This is a genomic window from Streptomyces sp. CMB-StM0423 (assembly GCF_002847285.1).
In the GTDB taxonomy this organism is placed as follows: domain Bacteria; phylum Actinomycetota; class Actinomycetes; order Streptomycetales; family Streptomycetaceae; genus Streptomyces.
Genome location: NZ_CP025407.1, coordinates 5,504,325 through 5,521,196 on the forward strand (window position 1 = coordinate 5,504,325; position 16,872 = coordinate 5,521,196).

A 16,872-nucleotide genomic window follows, 5' to 3' on the forward strand; every position below is an offset into this window, starting at 1 on the left:
CCGAACGGCGGGTGCGGGCTTGCCCGCAGCGCGCCGCGCGCCGGGTCAGATCAGCTCGACCAGGTCGGCGATCGAGTCGACGATGTGCGAGGGCCGGTACGGGAAGCGCTCCACCTGGTCCGCCCGGGTGAGCCCGGTCAGCACCAGATACGTCTCCATGCCCGCCTCAAGACCGGCCAGCACGTCGGTGTCCATCCGGTCGCCGATCATCGCGGTCGACTCGGAGTGGGCGCCGATCTGGTTGAGCCCGGCGCGCATCATCAGCGGATTGGGCTTGCCGACGAAGTACGGCTCCTTGCCGGTCGCCTTGGTGATGAGCGCGGCGACGGCGCCGGTCGCGGGCAGCGGGCCCTCGGTGGACGGGCCGGTCTGGTCCGGGTTGGTGGCGATGAAGCGGGCGCCGTTCTCGATCAGCCGGATGGCCTTCGTCAGCGCCTCGAAGCTGTACGTGCGGGTCTCGCCGAGGACGACGTAGTCGGGCCGGTGGTCGCTGAGCACGTAGCCGTGGTCGTGCAGCGCGGTGGTCAGCCCGGCCTCGCCGATGACGTACGCGGTGCCGCCGGGGCGCTGGTCGTCGAGGAACTTGGCGGTGGCGAGGGCGGAGGTCCAGATGTTCTGCACGGGCACGTCGAGGCCGATGCGGGAGAGGCGGGCGTGCAGGTCGCCCGGGGTGTAGATGGAGTTGTTGGTGAGCACGAGGAAGGGCTTGCCGGAGTCGCGCAGCCGCTTGATGAAGGCGTCGGCGCCGGGGATCGGGATGCCTTCGTGCATGAGCACCCCGTCCATGTCCGTCAGCCAGGACTCGACCGGCATGCGCTCCGCCATCTGCTCTCTCCAACCGGTGCCTTCGGGGGACGGGGTCACCAGCCTAGACGCAGGAGCGGCGGGACTGACGGGGGCGGAGGGAGAAGAGTGGGGGAGGGGGGAGGGGGCGGGGTCAGCGGTGGGGTGGGTCGGGGGGGTTTCGGGGGGTGCGGCGTCGGCGGGCGGTGGTGAGGAGGAGCGCGGTGCCGAGGAGGAGGGAGCCGGTGGCCGCGGCTGCCGCGGCGGTTGCCGACCCACCCGTAGCCGCGAGGCTCTCCGGCATGGGGGCGGTGCCGGGGAGCCGGGGCGGGGCGGGCGGTACGTCGTGGGGCCACTGCGGTACGGGGGTGCCCTGCGGCGCCGGGGGTGCGGTCGCCGTACCCGGTGGGCCAGGTGCCGGTGGTACGTCCGGCGCTCCCGGGGGTGCCGGAACTCCAGGTGCTGCCCGGCTCCCCGGCGCTTCCGGCGTTGCCGGAACACCAGGTGCCTCCGGGCTTCCGGGCGTTCCCGGTGCTCCCGAAGACCCCGGTGTCCCCGGCGCTTCCGATCCTCCCCGCGCTCGCGGTGTCCCCGGTGCTCCCGGCGAACCCGGCGCCCCCGGCGGGCCGCTCTCCGCCCCGGGCTCCCGTCTCTCCGGGCCCCCGCTCTCCCGCGGCCCGGGCGGTTCCGGGTGGCGTCGTGGGCGTTCCGGTGTCGCGCCCTCCCTCGGCTCCGCCGGGCGCTCCGTCGCGTGCTCCGGTTCCCGCGTCTCGCCGCAGCACCGCCGTCCCCGCTCGATGCCCGTCTCGTAGTCCTTCGACTGCCCCACCCACTCGCCGTCGTCCCCGCGCCGCTGCACCGTCGTCACGTTCACCGTCACCCGCCCCGGCGGAGCGTCCTGGGCGAAGCCGACCCGTAGCCGCACCTCCCGGCTCTCGCCCGCCCGCAGCACGAAGCCGCGGGAGCCGCCCGCGAACACCCCCGCGGCCTCCTGCGCGCCCGTCCGCTCGAAGGCCACCGACCGCCAGCGCCGTGCCCGCTCGTCGTGGAACTCCAGCCGGATGCCGGCAGGCCGCAGCCGCCCGCCGGCCTCGTGGCTGACCACGGCCACGGGGTGCACGTCGCGGCAGGCCCCGGCCGAGGTGTTGTGCAGCCGCAGCGTCAGCTCGCCCCGCGGGCCGCCGGCCCGGAGCGCGGCGCCGTCGCCGTGCAGCGCCGTCCGCACGGGGAAGCGCCCGGCCCCGGGGTCGCCACAGCGCGGCGCGAACGCCCGTCCCGGCGGCGGCTCCTGCCCCGCCGCGGCGCCGACCGCGGCGGCCGCGACAGGGGAGACGGGGCAGAGGAAGAGGGCTGCGGCGGCGGCCGTGACGGCGAAGGCGGAGCGCGGTCCCATGCTCGCGACCGTGCCACGGTCCCCGCACCGGCGAGCGGCGAGGCGACTCCGAACGGCTCAACGCCCGCCCGCATGACGCCCGTCCGGGGCAACCCCCCGGCCCGTACGGGCAGCGCACGCCAACCCCCCGCCCGCCCCTGGCGCGCCGCGGGCCGTGTGGTTGAGTGACGGCCATGGATGGCACCCCTGGCACCCCCCTGCGCGTCGGTCTCTTCGGTTACGGACTCGCCGGGTCCGTCTTCCACGCCCCGCTCGTCGCAGCCACGGACGGGCTGGTGCTCGACACCGTCGTGACCGGCGACCCCGAGCGGCAGAAGCACGTGCGCGCCGCGTACCCGGACGCCACCACCGTCGCCACCGCAGACGACCTCCTCGCCCGCGCCGGCCGCCTCGACCTCGCCGTCGTCGCCTCCCCCAACCGCACCCACGTGCCGCTGGCCACCGCCGCGCTGGAGGCCGGCCTGCCTGTCGTCGTGGACAAGCCGCTGGCCGCCACCGCCGCCGAGGCCGACGAGCTGGCCACCCTCGCCGACGCCCGCGGGCTGCTCCTCTCCGCCTTCCACAACCGCCGCTGGGACAACGACTTCCGCACTCTCGCCGCGCTCCTCGCCGACGGCTCCCTCGGCGACGTCCACCGCTTCGAGTCCCGCTTCGAGCGCTGGCGCCCCGCGCTGCGCGGCGGCTGGCGCGACTCCGCCGACCCGGCGGACGCCGGCGGGCTGCTGTACGACCTGGGCAGCCACCTCGTCGACCAGGCGCTGACCCTCTTCGGCCCGGTGACCTCCGTCTACGCCGAGTCCGACGCCCGCCGGGACGGCTCGGTGGTGGACGACGACGACTTCGTCGCGCTGGTGCACGCCGGAGGCGTCCGTACGCACCTGTGGATGACCGCGATGGCCCCGCAGCTCGGCCCGCGCTTCCGGGTGCTGGGCAGCCGCGCGGGCTACGTGAAGTACGGGCTGGACCCGCAGGAGGCGGCGCTGCGCGACGGCCGCCGCCCGGGGGCCGGGGACGGGACCTGGGGCGCGGAGCCGGAGTCCGCGTGGGGCCGCCTCGGCGCGGGGGAGTCCCCGCTCACCGGCGGCGGCGAACCGGTGCCCACCCTGCCGGGCGCCTACCCCGCGTACTACGCGGGCATCGTCGAGGCCCTGCGCACCGGCACGCTCCCGCCGGTCACCGCCGCGGAGGCCGCGGCGACGCTGCGGGTGCTGGAGGCGGCCCGCCGCTCGGCGGCGGAGGGCCGGGTCGTACGGCTCCCGGAGGGTGCCTGAGCACCCCGGCCGAGCCGGTATGCTTGACGGCGTCGTGCAAGACGACCTGCGCCGCTAGCTCAGTTGGTTAGAGCAGCTGACTCTTAATCAGCGGGTCCGGGGTTCGAGTCCCTGGCGGCGTACGCACTCCGAAGAGCCCGGGCCGGAAGGCCCGGGCTCTTCGCATGTCCGTGGGCCGTCAGCCGAGGCGGTACGCACCGGCCGCGACGGCGTCGCGCACCGCGGCGGCGGTCGCCTCGGGCGGCTGGCCGCCGGTGTCCAGCGCGTGGGTCTCGTACGGGCCGAGGTCGGCGAACTCCCGGTGCATCGCCCGTACGGGCTCGGGGTCGGTCAGCGCGTCGGGGCCGGTGCGGGCGGTGGCGCGGGCCAGGGTCGTGCGCTCGTCGGGGCGCAGGACGACGTAGTGCAGCGGGACGCCGGCGGCGCGGGCGGCGGCGCGGTAGGCGTCGACGAACCAGGGTCCTACGACGCCGTCGAGCACGACGCGGAAGCCGCCGGCGGCGTACCGGGCGGCGGCGCCCGCCGCGACGGCGACGACGGTCTCGTTCTGGCGCCGGGCGGCGGGGAGGTAGGGGGCGATGCCGCCGCGGGCGATGAAGGCCCAGAAGTCGTCGGTGTGGAGGTGGACGCTGGGTTCTGCCTCCCGGGCGAGGAGCCGGGCGACGGTCGTCTTGCCGGCCCCGGGCGGCCCGCTGACGACGAGGATGTCGCCGAGCGGGTGGCCGGGGGCGGCGTCCGCGGCTTCGCCCGGGTCGTCTGCCGCCACCACGCGGTCGGACCGCCCGCGGGACGCCTTCACCAGCTCGGCGTTGGGTGCGTCGTTCGCGTCGATCCAGGCGCGGGAGGCGGCCGTGGTACGGCCGAAGCCCACGTGCCGCGCCATCAGCCGTGCGTCGCGTACGGCGTCGGGGGCGTCGACGTACCAGACCTCGGCCATCAGCTCCCGCGCCGTGCGCCAGCCGGGGAGGTCGCAGGCGAGGTAGTTGCCCTCGGTGACGATCAGCCGGGTGCCGGGCGGGACGTGGTGCCGGGCGGCGACGGGCTCGTCCAGCGCGCGGTCGAAGTCCGGTACGTACACCTCGGCGTCGGGCTCCTCCGCGAGCCGGCGCAGGAGGGCGGCGTAGCCGCCGGCGTCGAAGCTCGGCTCGGAGCCCTTGCGGTCGCGCAGGCCGAGGCGGTCGAGCTGGGCGTTGGAGAGGTGGAAGCCGTCGAGCGGCACGTACGCGGCGGCGGCGGCCCCGTGCCGCGCGCGCAGCGCGGCGACGAGCGCGCGGGCGAGCGTCGACTTCCCGGCCCCGGGTGCCCCCGCGAGCCCCAGCACGGCCCTCGGCCCCCCGCGGAGGAGGGCCCACGCATCGTCGGCCAGCAGTTCGCTACGCATTGCCGCACCCTACGACGCCGGGCCCAACCCGCCGTATCCGGGCCGCGATCGGGGTGCGGGTAACATTCCGGGCGGAGCGGCGGTGGCGCAATGGCTGACGCAGCAGACTTAGGATCTGTGGCCCCTGACCGGGCTTGAGGGTTCGAATCCCTCCCGCCGCACGCAACCCGCTGCGCGGGGCACGGCGGGGTCGGCGGCGCGATCTCGCTGCGCGGGCGCGGGATCTGAAATCCGGGTGGCTGGACGCGCAGGCCCGGGCGCGCATCGGACCGACCGGCGCCTGCGGCGCAGGGCGTACGGACGAAGGCGGCGCCGGCGGCGCCCGTCGCGGCGGCGACGCAGGGAAGCCCGCGCGCCGTACGGCCCTCGGCCCCCTGCGCGGAGGCGAGGGCGGATTCGAGCCGGCGGATGCGTTGTCGGCGAACCCACACCGCGCCGCCCACTGCGCGGGCGCGAAGGCGGGATCGGCCACGGCCCGCGTCTGCCCTGCGGCGGGCAGGCGCGTAGCCCCAGCGCTGCTCCGCGCCGCTACCCGGCGGCCACCGGTGCCGCTCGCCCCGCGACGGCCGGGTGCCCAGCGCCCGCACGCCTCCGGCGCCCGCACGCGCCCGGCACGGCCCACGTCCTCCGGCCCGCTTCTTCCGGCCACCGCCCACCGGCCCTCGTTCCCCGGCCCGTCGGCCCCCGGCACCGTGCGTCACCCGACCGTGCTTGCGGCACCTGGTCGCCCGGTCCGCCCGCCGGCAGCCTCTCCCCGGTCGCCCGCGGCTGCGTAGCCGTGCCCTACAGCGACAGGGCCAGCAGCAGGTTCGCTGCCTCTCTGTTCAGTCTTTCTGCTGCCGCGCGTAGGCGGTGGGTCTGGTTTACCGGGAGGGACAGGGCCACGCAGCCTATGTCCAGGCCCGCCGTGAGGGGGACCGCCGCGCAGACCGTGCCGACCGCATACTCCTGGAGGTCCAGGGTCGGGACCGTGGCCACCTGGCGGTCCAGGGCGCCCAGGAGCGCCGCCTCGCTCGTGATCGTGCGGGACGTCAGACGCGCCGCGCGGTGGCGGGACAGGTGGTCGCGGCGGGCGTCGTGGTCCAGTTGGGTCAGGAGGCACTTGCCTATCGCCGTCGCGTGCGCCGCCGAGCGGAAGTCCACCCACTCGTTCACCCGCGGCGTCCCCGGCGCGTCCGCGACCTGCGTGACGCGGACCTCCCCGTCCTCGTACCGGCCGAGGTATATCGCCGCCCGCGTCGCCTTCCGCAGCTCGTTCATCTCCCGCCGCAGCTTGTCGTGCACCGCCCGCGTCCGGCTCCCGCCCGCGCCGAGCAGCGCCACCGCCTCGCCGGTGGTGTACGAGCCGTCCTCCAGCCGCTCCAGGTACCGCTGCCTGCGCAGCGTCAGCAGCAGGTGCGCCAGGGGCCCCGGCGGCAGGCCGGTCTCGCGGGCGAGCCGGGCGACGGGCACCCCCTCGCCGCCGTGCCGGGCCGCGGACTCCAGCACGCGGAGAGCGTGCCCTACGGAGGGGAAGGATGCCGCGGGTTCGTCCGTCGGCTTGAGGCGCCGGCCCGGGGGCTGGTCCCCGGGAGGCGGGTGCAGGACCGCCACGTGGTCTCCCTGAAGTGTCCCCTCAGGTGTTCCCCGCTTTCCCTGCCGTCAGGCCCCGGAAGTCCCCTCCTCCCCGTAGTTGTCCATATCTCACTGTTCTCCCCCCGGAAGCACGCCGGCGGGCGTCCTCCGTGACCGGAGGGCGCCCGCCAGATGGCGTCCGCCGCGTCTCAGAGGATCGCGTTCAGGAACTGCTGCGTACGCTCGTTCTCCGGCTCGCTGAAGATCTTCTCCGGCGGGCCGGACTCGATGATCTTTCCGGCGTCGAACATCAGCACGTCGTCGGAGATGTCCCGGGCGAAGTTCATCTCGTGGGTGACGCACAGCATCGTGATGTCCGTCGTCTGCGCGATGTCCCGCAGCAGGTCGAGCACGCCCGCCACCAGCTCCGGGTCCAGCGCCGAGGTGACCTCGTCCAGCAGCAGCACCTGCGGGCGCATCGCCAGCGCGCGGGCGATCGCCACGCGCTGCTGCTGGCCGCCGGAGAGCTGGGTGGGGTACTTGTCGATGTGCTCGGTGAGGCCCACCAGCTCCAGCAGCTCCCGCGCGCGGGTCTCCGCCTCGTCCTTCCCCATCCCCAGCACGTGCACCGGGGCCTCGGTGATGTTCCGCATCACCTTCATGTTCGGGAAGAGGTTGAACTGCTGGAACACCATGCCGATGTTCTTGCGCACCTCGCGGATGTGGTTCTCGCCCGCCGGCTCCAGCTTGCCGTTGCGCTCCTCGTGGAAGAGGTAGTCGTCGTTGACCTTGATGGTGCCGCTGTCCGGCTTCACCAGGGTCATCAGCAGCCGCAGGATCGTCGTCTTGCCGGAACCGGAGGGCCCGATGAGCGTCACGTGCTTGCCCGACGAGACGTCGAAGCACAGGTCGTCCAGGACGACGTTGTCGCCGAACCGCTTGGTCACGTTGTGGAAGCGGATCAGCTCGCTGCCGTCCACGGGCGGGTTCTCGGTGGTGGAGTCAGGTGTTGTTGACAAGGCGACGCTCCAGGACTCGGATCAAGAGGGAAGCGGGGTACGCGATCACGATGAACGCCACGCCCACGACGGTGATGGCCTCGGTGGTGAAGGTCTCGTTGCTGAACTGCCGGGCCTCGCCGAGCATGTCCAGCGCGCCGATGACGGCGATCATCGGCGAGTCCTTGAGCATCGCGACCACGTAGTTGCCCAGCGCGGGCACCACCCGGCGGATGGCCTGCGGCAGGATCACGGACGACCACGTCCGGCCGCGCGACAGGCTGAGCGCCTTCGCCGCCTCCCACTGGCCGACCGGCACGCCGTCGATGCCCGCGCGGTACACCTCGGCGGTGTACGTCGAGTAGTGCAGGCCCAGGCCGACGATGCCGGTGGTGAGCGGGGACATGGACGGACCCCACTGGGGCACCACGTAGAACAGGAAGAACAACTGCACCAGCAGCGGCGTGTTCCGGATGAACTCGGTGACCGCGGTCACCGGCCAGCGGACCCACCGCTGCGGCGCGCGCTGCGCCATGGCCCAGACCAGGCCGAGGGCGAAGGCTATCAGCGTGCCGAGCGCCAGGGCCTGGAGCGTGACCAGCACGCCGTCCCAGAACCGTGGCATGAAGTCGTCGACGACCTCCCAGTCGAACGTCATCCCAGACCTCCAGCGCCTTGAGTGCTCGCCTGCATGGACTCACCGCTGGGGCTGAGCTTGCGGGAGAGCAAGCCGTTCCTCTTCTCCGGAGCCCGGCCCACCCCCGCTTTGGCCCGGCGCTCCAGCATCCGCATGAGGCGGGTGAGGATGAACGCGAGAATGAAGTACAGGACCAGCAGCAGCGTGTAGATCGGCGCGCTCTCGTTCTTCGCCAGCCGCAGCAGGTTCCCGGCGAACGTCATGTCGGCGACGGCGATGACCGACACCAGCGACGTGCCCTTCAACAGCTCGATCAGCAGGTTGTTGAACGGCGGGATCATCTCGGGCCACGCCTGCGGCAGCTCTATGCGCCGCAGCCGCTGCCAGCGGGTGAAGCTGAGCGCGATGCCCGCCTCCCGCTGCGCCGCGGGCACCGCCGCCAGCGCGCCGCGGACGATCTCGGAGCCGTACGCGCCGTAGGTCAGGCCGAGCGCCAGGGTGCCGGACCACAGCGGCACGAACTGCCAGCCGAGCATCAGCGGCACCGCGAAGGCCATCCAGAACATGAAGATCAGCGCGGACATGCCGCGGAAGATCTCGAAGTACGCGCCGGCCAGGAACCGCACGATCCAGAACCGCGAGGTCCGCAGCGTGCCGATGACGAGCGCCACGACGGCGGACAGCAGCGCGCTGTAGACCAGCACCTGGATCGTGACCCAGATGCCCGGGAGGAACCACTCCCGGAAGAAATCCCAGCTCATCATCAGGGACACAGCTCCTTCACCGTCAGGTCCGTCATCTCCCGTTCGGTGAAGCCGAAGGGCTTGACGATACGCAGCAGCTCGCCGCTGTCCTTGAGCTTGTGCAGCTCCGTGTTGAAGGCGTCGCGGAGGTTCTTCTCCGAGAGCCGGAACGCGAAGCCGCCGGCGCCGTACGCGGGCTCACCGTCGACGATCGGCTGGAACGGCTTCGTCCCCTCGGCCCGCTTGGAGCCCCTGACCGCGTTGTTCACGGTGACGCTGGTGCCGGCGAAGGCGTCCACGCGGCCCTGCTCGACGGCCTCCAGGCCGGCGACCTGGTCCGGCAGGACCAGGACTTCCTTGACGCCGTTGGCCTTCGCGTAGTCGATCTCGGCGTACGCGGTGCCGCTGGCCAGCTTCAGGCCCTTCTCGGCGATGTCCTTGTAATCCCCGATGCCGTGCGGGTTGCCCTTCTTCACGATGAAGGCGTCCAGCATCAGATAATCGGGGTCCGCGAACAGCACCTGGGCACACCTGTCCGGGTTGATGTACATTCCCGCGGACACCACGTCGAACAGCGCCACCTTGAGCCCCGGGATCAGCGCCCCGAACTCCACCGGCACCGGTTCGATCTTCGGGATCCCCAGCCGCTTGAAGACCACCTCGGCGATGGCCGGTGCCTCCCCGACGGCGTCGCCGTCCTCGTTGATATAGCCGAAGGGCACCTCGCCGGCGATGCCGACCTTGACGACGCCGCGGTCCCGCAGCTCTTCGAGCAGGTCACCCCCTTCGACGGTGCCGTCCGCCTCGGCCGTCCGGCTGCAACCGGCGGCCCCGCCGATCGCGCCGGCCGCGCCGACGGCGGCGGCTGATGCGAGCAGCGAGCGGCGCCTCAGCCCGCCCGGCCCGCTTCTCGTCTCGTTCTCACCACGTAGAACCATGGGCGCGCGGCTACCCGTCCCCGCCGAAGTTATGCGGGTCGGTTCCGGCCGGTGATCCTCCCGTTATCGTGGGATACACCGAACGAGGGAGTGGTGCATGTCTGCACGATTTGTCGAAGTCTCTCTGACCAAGCGGGGCGTCCGCTGCACGGCGAAACTGCTCGACGACAGAGCCCCCATGACCTGCGCCGCGGTCTGGAACGCGCTACCGCTCGGCGGCGACGTCTACCACGCGAAATACGCCCGCAACGAGATCTACGCCCTGCTCCCCGCGTTCGCGCCCGCCGAGCCGCCGCTGGAGAACCCCACGGTCACCCCCATCCCCGGGGACCTGTGCTACTTCAGCTTCACCGACACCGTGCTCGGCACCGCCAGCTACGGCTACGAGACGGAGGCCAAGCACCAGGGCCGCGCCAGCGTCGTCGACCTCGCGCTCTTCTACGAGCGGAACAACCTGCTCATCAACGGCGACTCCGGCTGGGTCCCCGGCATCGTGTGGGGCTCGGTCGTGGAGGGGCTGGACGAGATGGCCGCCGCCTGCCAGGACCTCTGGCGCGCCGGCGCGCTCGGCGAGACCCTCAACTTCCGCCGGCTCTGACCCGGACGGCGGTACGGGGCCGCGGACAGCGGCCCCGTAGCGCCGTGACGGCTCAGCCCAGGGCCGGCGGCCGGATGCCGTCCGCGATCCCCGACTCGTACAGCGCCTGCGCCGTGCGCAGCACCAGCGCGTCCCGGTGCCGCGCCGCGACGATCTGCAGCCCCACCGGCAGCCCCGCCCCGTCCACCCCGCAGGGCAGGCTCACGGCCGGCTGCTGCGTGAGGTTGAAGGGGTACGTGAACGGGGTCCACCCCGTCCACCGGGTGAACCCCGAGTCCTTCGGCACCTCCGCCCCCGCCTCGAACGCCGTGATCGGCACGGTCGGCGTGACCAGCACGTCGTACGTCTGGTGGAAGCGCCCCATCGACTGCCCGAGCGCCATCCGCACGTCCACCGCGGCCAGGTAGTCCAGCGCGCTGTACCGCTCGCCCAGCTCCACGATCTCCTTCAGCCCCGGATCCAGCAGCTCCCGCGCGCCGGGAGCGTACGGCTGCACCACCCGCGCGGCGCCGCTGAACCACAGCGTGTGGAACGCCTCCTGGCAGGCGGCGAGCCCTTCGCACAGCCGCGGGTCGGCCTCCTCCACGTACGCGCCCAGGTCGGAGAGCCGCTCCACCGCGCCCCGTACCACCGCGGCCACCTGCCGGTCCACGGGCACCTGCCCGCCGAAGGACGGGCTGTACGCCACCCGCAGCCCCCGCACGCCGTCCGCGGCCCCGTCCAGAGCGTCGACGAAGCCGCCCTCGGGCGGGCCGAGCTGCGACCAGTCCCGCGGGTCCGCGCCGCTGATCACGTCCATCATCAGCGCCGTGTCCCGGACGTCCCGCGTCATCGGCCCGACGTGCGCCAGCGTGCCGAACGGGCTCGCCGGATACAGCGGCACCCGCCCGTACGTGGCCTTCAGCGCGACGATCCCGCAGAACGCCGCCGGGATCCGCACCGAGCCGCCGCCGTCCGTGCCCAGGCTCAGCGGCCCCGCGCCCAGCGCCACCGCCGCCGCGCTGCCGCCGCTGGAGCCGCCGGTGGTGCGGCCCGCGTCGTACGGGTTGACGGTGACCCCGCTCAGCGGGCTGTCCGTGGTGCCCTTCCAGCCGAACTCCGGCGTCGTGGTCTTGCCCAGGAACACCGCCCCGTGCTCGCGCAGCCGCGCCACCGAGGGGCCGTCCTCGTCCCACTCCCGGTCCGGATCGACGAGCCTGGAGCCGCGCAGCGTGGGCGCGCCGCGCTCCAGGATCATGTCCTTGACGGTCACCGGCACGCCGTCGAGCAGCCCGGCGGGCTCGCCGCGCTGCCAGCGGCGCGCGGACGCCTCGGCGCGGGCGAGCGCGGCGTCCCGTACCGCGTCGCCGGGGGTGACGAAGGCGTTGGTCAGCTCCTGCGCCCGGTCCGCGCGCGCGAGGGCCGCGCGGGTGGCCTCGACGGGCGACAGCTCGCCCGCGCGGTAGCCGCGCAGCAGCTCCACCGCCGTGAGATCCGCCGGATCCGTGCTCCCCGTCATCCCGCCGCCTCCTGAGTCGTCCGTCACCTTCTCCGCATTCTGCGTCACCGTACGTACCCGACCTGCTTGTCCACGACGTTGAAGAGCGGCCGGCCCGCCTCCCAGAGGCCGAACAGCTCCAGGAACTGGTCGGACAGCGCCCCGCGCCAGCCCACGATGTCGCCGCTCATGTGCGGCGAGACGAACAGCCCCGGCACCTGCCACAGCGGGTCCTCGGGCGCCAGCGGCTCGTTCTCGAAGACGTCCAGGGCCGCCGCCGCGATCTCCTGCTGCTCCAGCGCCGCGACCAGCGCCGTGGTGTCGACCAGCGGGCCGCGGCCGACGTTGATGAACCGGGCCCGGTCCGGCATCGCCGCGAACGCGTCGCTGCCGAACATCCCGCGGGTCTCCTCCGTGAGCGGTGCCGCGCAGACCACCCAGTCGGCCTCCACCAGCAGCGCGGGCAGCTCCGCCTGGCCGCGTACGCCCTCGCGTGCGGTCCTGCCCACCAGCTCCGTACGCACGTCCAGGCAGCCCAGCGTCTCCGCGATGGCCCGCCCGATCGGCCCGGCGCCCACCACCACCGCCCGGGTCCCCGCGAGCCGCAGGGTCTCGCGGTGCTGCCAGCGGCGCTGCCGCTGCCGCTCCCAGGTGCCCGGCAGGTCCTTGGCCATCGCCAGCACCAGCCCGGCCACGTACTCTGCGATGGGTTGGTCGAAGACCCCGCGGGCGTTGGTCAGCACGGTGTCCGAGGCGGCGAACTCGGGGGAGAGCACATGGTCGACCCCGGCGCTCGGGGTGTGCACCCATCCGGGTCGCGGCCCCGGCCCCGGCCAGGCTCTGCGCACCGCGGGGGAGGTGAAGTCCCACACCAGCACCACGTCGGCGGAGGGCAGCAGCTCGGCGAGGCCGTCCTCGCCCGTGCTGATCACTTGGGCCCGGCCGCGGAGTCGGTCCAGGTCGGGCGGCGGATCGTCATCGAGGACGAGCACGCGGATATCGGACATAGGAAGGAAACCGTCCCGCAATGTGGCACTGCTGCAATGGGGTCCGGTGGCGGGGGCAGTACTGCATCCATCACCGGATGTAGCCTGAAAGAGAAGGCGGAAAAACGTCGGAGATGCGAGGATTGACCACGCTAGGGGTGTGCCTCTACCTTCGTCAATAACCGCATCTGCCACTGCGTCCCGGTCGCTCACCGGCTGCTCCAGATGATTTACCTTCCCCCAGCCCTCCGTACGAATGGGGCATCCTCATGGACGTCTCTTTTCTGGGCGGACCACAGCCACAGCGTGGTGTGGGTGTCGTAGCCCCTTTTGACTTCGCGCTCGACCGCGAGCTCTGGCGATGGGTGCCGGACGATGTGTCCCTGCATCTGACGCGCACGCCCTACGTCCCCGTCGAGGTCAGTCTCGACCTGGCCAGACTCGTGAGTGAGCACCAGACCCTGCGCGAGGCGGTGCGGGCCCTGACCGCCGTCTCGCCCGAGGTCATCGCCTACGCGTGCGCGTCCGGCAGCTTCGCCGACGGCCGCATGGGCGAGCGCGCCATGACCGCCGCCATGTCGTCCGCCGCCGCCGTGCCGGCGCTGACGACATCCGGAGCCATGCTCGCGGCGCTGAACGAGATCGGTGCCCGTCGCACCGCCATCGTCACGCCGTATACACCGTCCGTCACCGGAGCCCTGGAGGACTTCCTCGAAGAAGGCGGCATCGAGGTCACGGGGCGCGCCAGCCTCGGCCTGACCCGGCACATCTGGCGGGTGCCGTACCGGCAGGTCGTCGAGATGGCGCGGATCGCGGTCGCGCAGGGCTCCCCGGACGCGCTGTTCATCAGTTGCACCAACCTGCCGACGTACGACGTCATCCCGCAGCTCGAAGCGGAGCTGCGGATGCCGGTGCTCTCCGCGAACCAGGTCACGGTCTGGGAAGCCCTGCAGCGCATCGGCAAGGAGGCCGTGGGCCCTTACCAGGCGCTGCTGGACCCGGCAGCGCGGCTCGGCTGGGCGTCCATGGCGCCCCCGGACGCCACGGTGCTCCCGGATGTGACGGTGCTGTCGGCGGAGCCGCCGGGAGGGCCGCCCGAGGTCCCCGCCCCGCCCGCGGACATGGCCGCCCCGCCGCCCCCGCCGGAGGCGGCGCTGGCGGGCTCCGCGCAGGCACAGGACGCCGACGCGGCGGACGCGGCGGAGCCGCTGTGGCCGGACGATCCCGGGCAGTGGCCGGCGTAGGGCGGCGCGGACCGGCGTAGGCCGGCGCAGGAAGCACACCGGAGACCCGGCGTGGGGGAGTGCCCACGCCGGGATACGCACGTTCACGTAGGGAGGCAGTGTGCGGCAGACCGCGAAGGCGACCGCGACCGTCGGGTTCCTCTACCCCGGGTACTCGGCCGAGGACGACTACCCCCGCATCCAGGACATGCTCGGCGGCGGGACGGCGCTGCCGCTCGTCCACACCGACATCGGCGAGGACGCCCACCGCGTGGACGCCCTGCTGGAGATGGGCTCCGCCGCCCGGCTGGCCGCCGGCGTGGACCAGCTCAAGGCCCGGGGGGCGCAGGCGGTGGTCTGGGCGTGCACCAGCGCCAGCTTCGTCTACGGTCCCGAGGGCGCGGCGCGGCAGGTGGCCGAGCTGTCCGAGACCGCGGGGCTGCCGGCCTCCAGCACGTCCTTCGCCTTCGCGCGCGCGGTGGCGGAGCTGGGCGTGCGGCGGGTGGCGGTGGCCGCGACGTACCCGGAGGACGTGGCGGAGCTGTTCGCCGTGTTCCTCAAGGCGGGCGGCGCCGAGGTCACGTCGACGCGCGGCAGCGGGATCATCACCGCCGCCGAGGTCGGCACCTGGGCCAGGGACGAGGTGCTGGAGCTGGCCCGGGCGGGCGACCACCCGGACGCGGACGCGGTGCTGCTGCCGGACACGGCGCTGCACACGGCGGCGTACGTCGCCGAGGTGGAGGCCGCGCTCGGCAAGCCGGTGCTCACGGCGAACCAGGTCACTGTCTGGGAGGGCCTGCGCCTCCTGGGCCGCCGGGCGGCGGAGCCGGCGCTGGGGCGGCTCTTCACCGCCCGGGGCTGACCGCGGGCGCCCGGGGGTGTACGCGCCGGTGCGACGGGCGTACGAGCCGGGCGCGGGACGTACACGACGGCCGGAAGGCGACGCCCTCCGGCCGTCCTACAGCAGCCGCTCGACCCGCTCGGCCGGCACGGCCCGGGAGTAGAACCAGCCCTGCGCCGTGTCGCAGCCGATCCGGCGCAGCCGCTCGGCCTGCTCGCCGCTCTCCACGCACTCCGCCGTGACGCTGATGCCCAGCCGGTGCGCCAGGTCGACCAGGGCCTCGACGATCGTCTCGTCCGCCGGGCTCGGGTGCTCGGCGGAGCTGAAGCCGCGCACGAACGATCCGTCGAGCTTCAGCGCGGACACCGGCAGCCTGCTGAGGTACGCGAGGTTGGAGTAGCCCGTACCGAAGTCGTCGATGGCGATGCCGACGCCCATCTCGCTCAGCTCCTGGAGCGCCTGCAGCGGCCGGCCCGCCGAGCCCATGACCGCCGACTCCGTCAGCTCCAGTTGCAGCAGCCGCGGCGGCAGGCCCGTCTCCTCCAGGATCTGCGCGACATCGGCGACCAGGTCGGAGTCCCACACCTGCCGCACGGCGACGTTGACGCTGACGAACACCGGGTCCGCGGGGCGCAGCCGGCGCCAGCCGGCCGCGCGGCGGCAGGCGGTGGCCAGCACCCAGCGGCCGAGCGGCACGATCGCGCCGTTCTCCTCGGCCAGTCCGATGAACCGATTCGGCGTCAGCGTGCCGAGCTTCGGGTGCTGCCAGCGCACCAGCGCCTCCACGCCGCGCACGCTGCCGTCGCCGAGGTCGATGAGCGGCTGGTAGTCGAGCGTGAACTCGCCGCGCTCGATGGCCGGGCGCAGCGTGGAGGAGAGCGCCTGCCGGGTCATGCGGTGGGCGTTGCGCTCGGGGTCGAAGAGGGTCCAGCGGGCCTTGCCGTCAGCCTTCGCCCAGTACAGCGTGGTGTCGGCGGCCTGCATCAGGGCCGTGGCCGTCTGCCCGCTGGCCGCGCGCTCGACGACGCCGATGCTCGCCGAGACCGCGAGCCGCTGCCCGGCGAGGTCGAACGGCTCCTGGAGCGCGTCGAGCAGCCGCTGCGCCAGCTCGCCGAGCTGCTCCGTACCGGCGGAGCGGGCCACCAGCACCGCGAACTCGTCGCCCCCGAGCCGGGCGACCGTGATGCCGTGCTTCTCGGCCTTGCCCGCCTCCGCGGTGCAGGCCACCAGCCGGCGGGCGACGGCGGCGAGCAGCCGGTCGCCCACGCGGTGCCCGAGGGTGTCGTTGACGGCCTTGAAGCCGTCGAGGTCGAGGTACGCGAGCCCGACGCGCCCCGCCGCGCCCGGCGCCGGCGCCGCCGCCCGCGTGCGCGTACGGGATCCGCCCTGCCCGCGGCCCCGGCCGGCGCCGCCGTGCTCGGCCGCGGGCTCCTCCGCCTGCCTGGCCTCCTGGAGCGCGCCGGTGAGCCGCTCGAAGAACAGCTCCCGGTTCGGCAGCCGGGTCACCGGGTCGTGCATCTTCAGATGGCGCAGCTTCGCGCGCAGCTCGCGCTGCTCGGTGACGTCCGAGAGCGACAGCAGCGCCCGGCCGCCGGACAGCGGGGTGAGGGTCATCTCGACCGACAGCGACCGGCCGTTCGCGTCCTTCATCCGCCGCGTACAGCGCAGCGAGGCGCGCCTGCCCTGGAGCACGTCGACGAAGCCGGCCCAGCTCCACGGCTCGTCGCGCAGCCCGGTCAGCTCCGCCGCCGAGGCGCCGGCGAGACCGCTCTCACCGGCGCCGACCAGCTCCTGCATCCGGCTGTTCGCGGCCCGTACGAGGCCGTCGCCGCCCACGACGGCCATCGCGAGCTGTGCCCCGTCGAAGGCGGCGCGGAAGTCGTCCACGGGCGCGCCCGCGGGCAGGTGACGTTCCGTGACCGCCTGGAGTGAGGTCCCGGGCCCGCAGCCCGGCCCTTCGAGAGATACGCTCACCGCTCGCTCCCGCCCGTGGGGACCGCTCGGCTCCGCCGCTGCAGAGCCACAGCGCTGGAAATGTGCCCGATCATA

General features: G+C 73.7%; 15 protein-coding genes and 2 tRNA genes. 6 read left to right on the forward strand and 11 right to left on the reverse strand.

Annotation, left to right across the window (positions count from 1 at the left end; genetic code table 11):
- Positions 1 to 45: 45 nt before the first annotated feature.
- Entirely contained in the window at positions 46 to 825 is a 780-nt protein-coding gene (locus tag CXR04_RS24020) for an HAD-IIA family hydrolase (protein ID WP_101424360.1), read from the reverse strand.
- A gap of 112 nt (positions 826 to 937) precedes the next feature.
- On the reverse strand, positions 938 to 2,176 hold the full coding sequence (locus CXR04_RS34965) for a hypothetical protein (RefSeq protein WP_159072383.1): 1,239 nt from the start codon (positions 2,174 to 2,176) through the stop codon (positions 938 to 940).
- Between the two features lie 173 nt (positions 2,177 to 2,349).
- Between CXR04_RS34965 and CXR04_RS24025 the strand changes: the two genes are divergently transcribed.
- Entirely contained in the window at positions 2,350 to 3,447 is a 1,098-nt protein-coding gene (locus tag CXR04_RS24025; RefSeq protein ID WP_101424361.1) for a Gfo/Idh/MocA family oxidoreductase, read from the forward strand.
- 48 nt (positions 3,448 to 3,495) lie between these two features.
- Positions 3,496 to 3,569: transfer RNA gene (locus tag CXR04_RS24030), tRNA-Lys, on the forward strand.
- Positions 3,570 to 3,625: 56 nt separating this feature from the next.
- Here CXR04_RS24030 and CXR04_RS24035 read toward each other — a convergent pair.
- Positions 3,626 to 4,828, reverse strand: coding sequence for a nucleoside/nucleotide kinase family protein (locus tag CXR04_RS24035; protein ID WP_101424362.1), 1,203 nt, complete (start codon positions 4,826 to 4,828; stop codon positions 3,626 to 3,628).
- A gap of 76 nt (positions 4,829 to 4,904) precedes the next feature.
- On the opposite strand from CXR04_RS24035, the gene CXR04_RS24040 reads away from it, so the two are divergent.
- A tRNA-Leu gene (locus tag CXR04_RS24040) sits at positions 4,905 to 4,989 on the forward strand.
- Positions 4,990 to 5,611: 622 nt separating this feature from the next.
- Here the strand turns inward: CXR04_RS24040 and CXR04_RS24045 are convergent.
- From CXR04_RS24045 to ehuB, 5 genes are all read right to left on the reverse strand, one after another.
- A complete protein-coding gene (locus tag CXR04_RS24045) occupies positions 5,612 to 6,421 on the reverse strand; it encodes an IclR family transcriptional regulator (protein ID WP_101424363.1) in 810 nt (269 codons plus the stop codon).
- Positions 6,422 to 6,591: 170 nt separating this feature from the next.
- A complete protein-coding gene (gene ehuA, locus CXR04_RS24050) occupies positions 6,592 to 7,362 on the reverse strand; it encodes an ectoine/hydroxyectoine ABC transporter ATP-binding protein EhuA (RefSeq protein WP_101424364.1) in 771 nt (256 codons plus the stop codon).
- A 22-nt stretch (positions 7,363 to 7,384) separates the two neighbouring features.
- Complete coding sequence (gene ehuD / locus CXR04_RS24055; RefSeq protein ID WP_101424365.1) at positions 7,385 to 8,038, reverse strand: ectoine/hydroxyectoine ABC transporter permease subunit EhuD; 654 nt, start codon at positions 8,036 to 8,038, stop codon at positions 7,385 to 7,387.
- On the reverse strand, positions 8,035 to 8,781 hold the full coding sequence (gene ehuC, locus CXR04_RS24060) for an ectoine/hydroxyectoine ABC transporter permease subunit EhuC (RefSeq protein ID WP_101424366.1): 747 nt from the start codon (positions 8,779 to 8,781) through the stop codon (positions 8,035 to 8,037). The genes ehuD and ehuC overlap by 4 nt, the downstream gene beginning before the upstream one ends.
- A complete protein-coding gene (gene ehuB / locus CXR04_RS24065) occupies positions 8,781 to 9,698 on the reverse strand; it encodes an ectoine/hydroxyectoine ABC transporter substrate-binding protein EhuB (RefSeq protein ID WP_101424367.1) in 918 nt (305 codons plus the stop codon). Before ehuB ends, ehuC begins: the two co-directional genes overlap by 1 nt.
- Positions 9,699 to 9,795: 97 nt before the next feature.
- On the opposite strand from ehuB, the gene CXR04_RS24070 reads away from it, so the two are divergent.
- Positions 9,796 to 10,296 (forward strand): DUF3830 family protein, encoded by a 501-nt coding sequence (locus CXR04_RS24070; RefSeq protein WP_101424368.1) that lies wholly within the window; start codon positions 9,796 to 9,798, stop codon positions 10,294 to 10,296.
- A 52-nt stretch (positions 10,297 to 10,348) separates the two neighbouring features.
- On the opposite strand, the gene CXR04_RS24075 is transcribed toward CXR04_RS24070, so the two are convergent.
- Together CXR04_RS24075 and CXR04_RS24080 are read right to left on the reverse strand one after the other, a co-directional pair.
- Positions 10,349 to 11,794, reverse strand: a complete 1,446-nt coding sequence (locus CXR04_RS24075) for an amidase (protein WP_101424369.1) — start codon at positions 11,792 to 11,794, stop codon at positions 10,349 to 10,351.
- A gap of 44 nt (positions 11,795 to 11,838) precedes the next feature.
- A complete protein-coding gene (locus CXR04_RS24080; RefSeq protein WP_101424370.1) occupies positions 11,839 to 12,780 on the reverse strand; it encodes a D-2-hydroxyacid dehydrogenase in 942 nt (313 codons plus the stop codon).
- 248 nt (positions 12,781 to 13,028) lie between these two features.
- On the opposite strand from CXR04_RS24080, the gene CXR04_RS24085 reads away from it, so the two are divergent.
- Together CXR04_RS24085 and CXR04_RS24090 are read left to right on the forward strand one after the other, a co-directional pair.
- Positions 13,029 to 14,003, forward strand: coding sequence for a maleate cis-trans isomerase family protein (locus CXR04_RS24085; protein WP_234380451.1), 975 nt, complete (start codon positions 13,029 to 13,031; stop codon positions 14,001 to 14,003).
- A 100-nt stretch (positions 14,004 to 14,103) separates the two neighbouring features.
- Positions 14,104 to 14,844, forward strand: coding sequence for a maleate cis-trans isomerase family protein (locus tag CXR04_RS24090; RefSeq protein ID WP_101424372.1), 741 nt, complete (start codon positions 14,104 to 14,106; stop codon positions 14,842 to 14,844).
- Positions 14,845 to 14,940: 96 nt separating this feature from the next.
- Here CXR04_RS24090 and CXR04_RS24095 read toward each other — a convergent pair whose 3' ends face one another.
- Complete coding sequence (locus tag CXR04_RS24095; protein WP_101424373.1) at positions 14,941 to 16,710, reverse strand: putative bifunctional diguanylate cyclase/phosphodiesterase; 1,770 nt, start codon at positions 16,708 to 16,710, stop codon at positions 14,941 to 14,943.
- Between the last annotated feature and the right edge of the window lie 162 nt (positions 16,711 to 16,872).

Excerpts from the sequence above, each read along its gene's own strand:
- CXR04_RS24020 (WP_101424360.1), bottom strand. The coding sequence starts at position 825 with ATGGCGGAGCGCATGCCGGTCGAGTCCTGGCTGACGGACATGGACGGG.
- CXR04_RS24035 (WP_101424362.1), bottom strand. The coding sequence starts at position 4,828 with ATGCGTAGCGAACTGCTGGCCGACGATGCGTGGGCCCTCCTCCGCGGG.
- ehuC (WP_101424366.1), bottom strand. The coding sequence starts at position 8,781 with ATGATGAGCTGGGATTTCTTCCGGGAGTGGTTCCTCCCGGGCATCTGG.
- ehuB (WP_101424367.1), bottom strand. The coding sequence starts at position 9,698 with ATGGTTCTACGTGGTGAGAACGAGACGAGAAGCGGGCCGGGCGGGCTG.
- CXR04_RS24075 (WP_101424369.1), bottom strand. The coding sequence starts at position 11,794 with ATGACGGGGAGCACGGATCCGGCGGATCTCACGGCGGTGGAGCTGCTG.
- CXR04_RS24025 (WP_101424361.1), top strand. The coding sequence starts at position 2,350 with ATGGATGGCACCCCTGGCACCCCCCTGCGCGTCGGTCTCTTCGGTTAC.
- CXR04_RS24085 (WP_234380451.1), top strand. The coding sequence starts at position 13,029 with ATGGACGTCTCTTTTCTGGGCGGACCACAGCCACAGCGTGGTGTGGGT.
- ehuD (WP_101424365.1), bottom strand. The coding sequence starts at position 8,038 with ATGACGTTCGACTGGGAGGTCGTCGACGACTTCATGCCACGGTTCTGG.
- CXR04_RS24070 (WP_101424368.1), top strand. The coding sequence starts at position 9,796 with ATGTCTGCACGATTTGTCGAAGTCTCTCTGACCAAGCGGGGCGTCCGC.
- CXR04_RS34965 (WP_159072383.1), bottom strand. The coding sequence starts at position 2,176 with ATGGGACCGCGCTCCGCCTTCGCCGTCACGGCCGCCGCCGCAGCCCTC.
- CXR04_RS24080 (WP_101424370.1), bottom strand. The coding sequence starts at position 12,780 with ATGTCCGATATCCGCGTGCTCGTCCTCGATGACGATCCGCCGCCCGAC.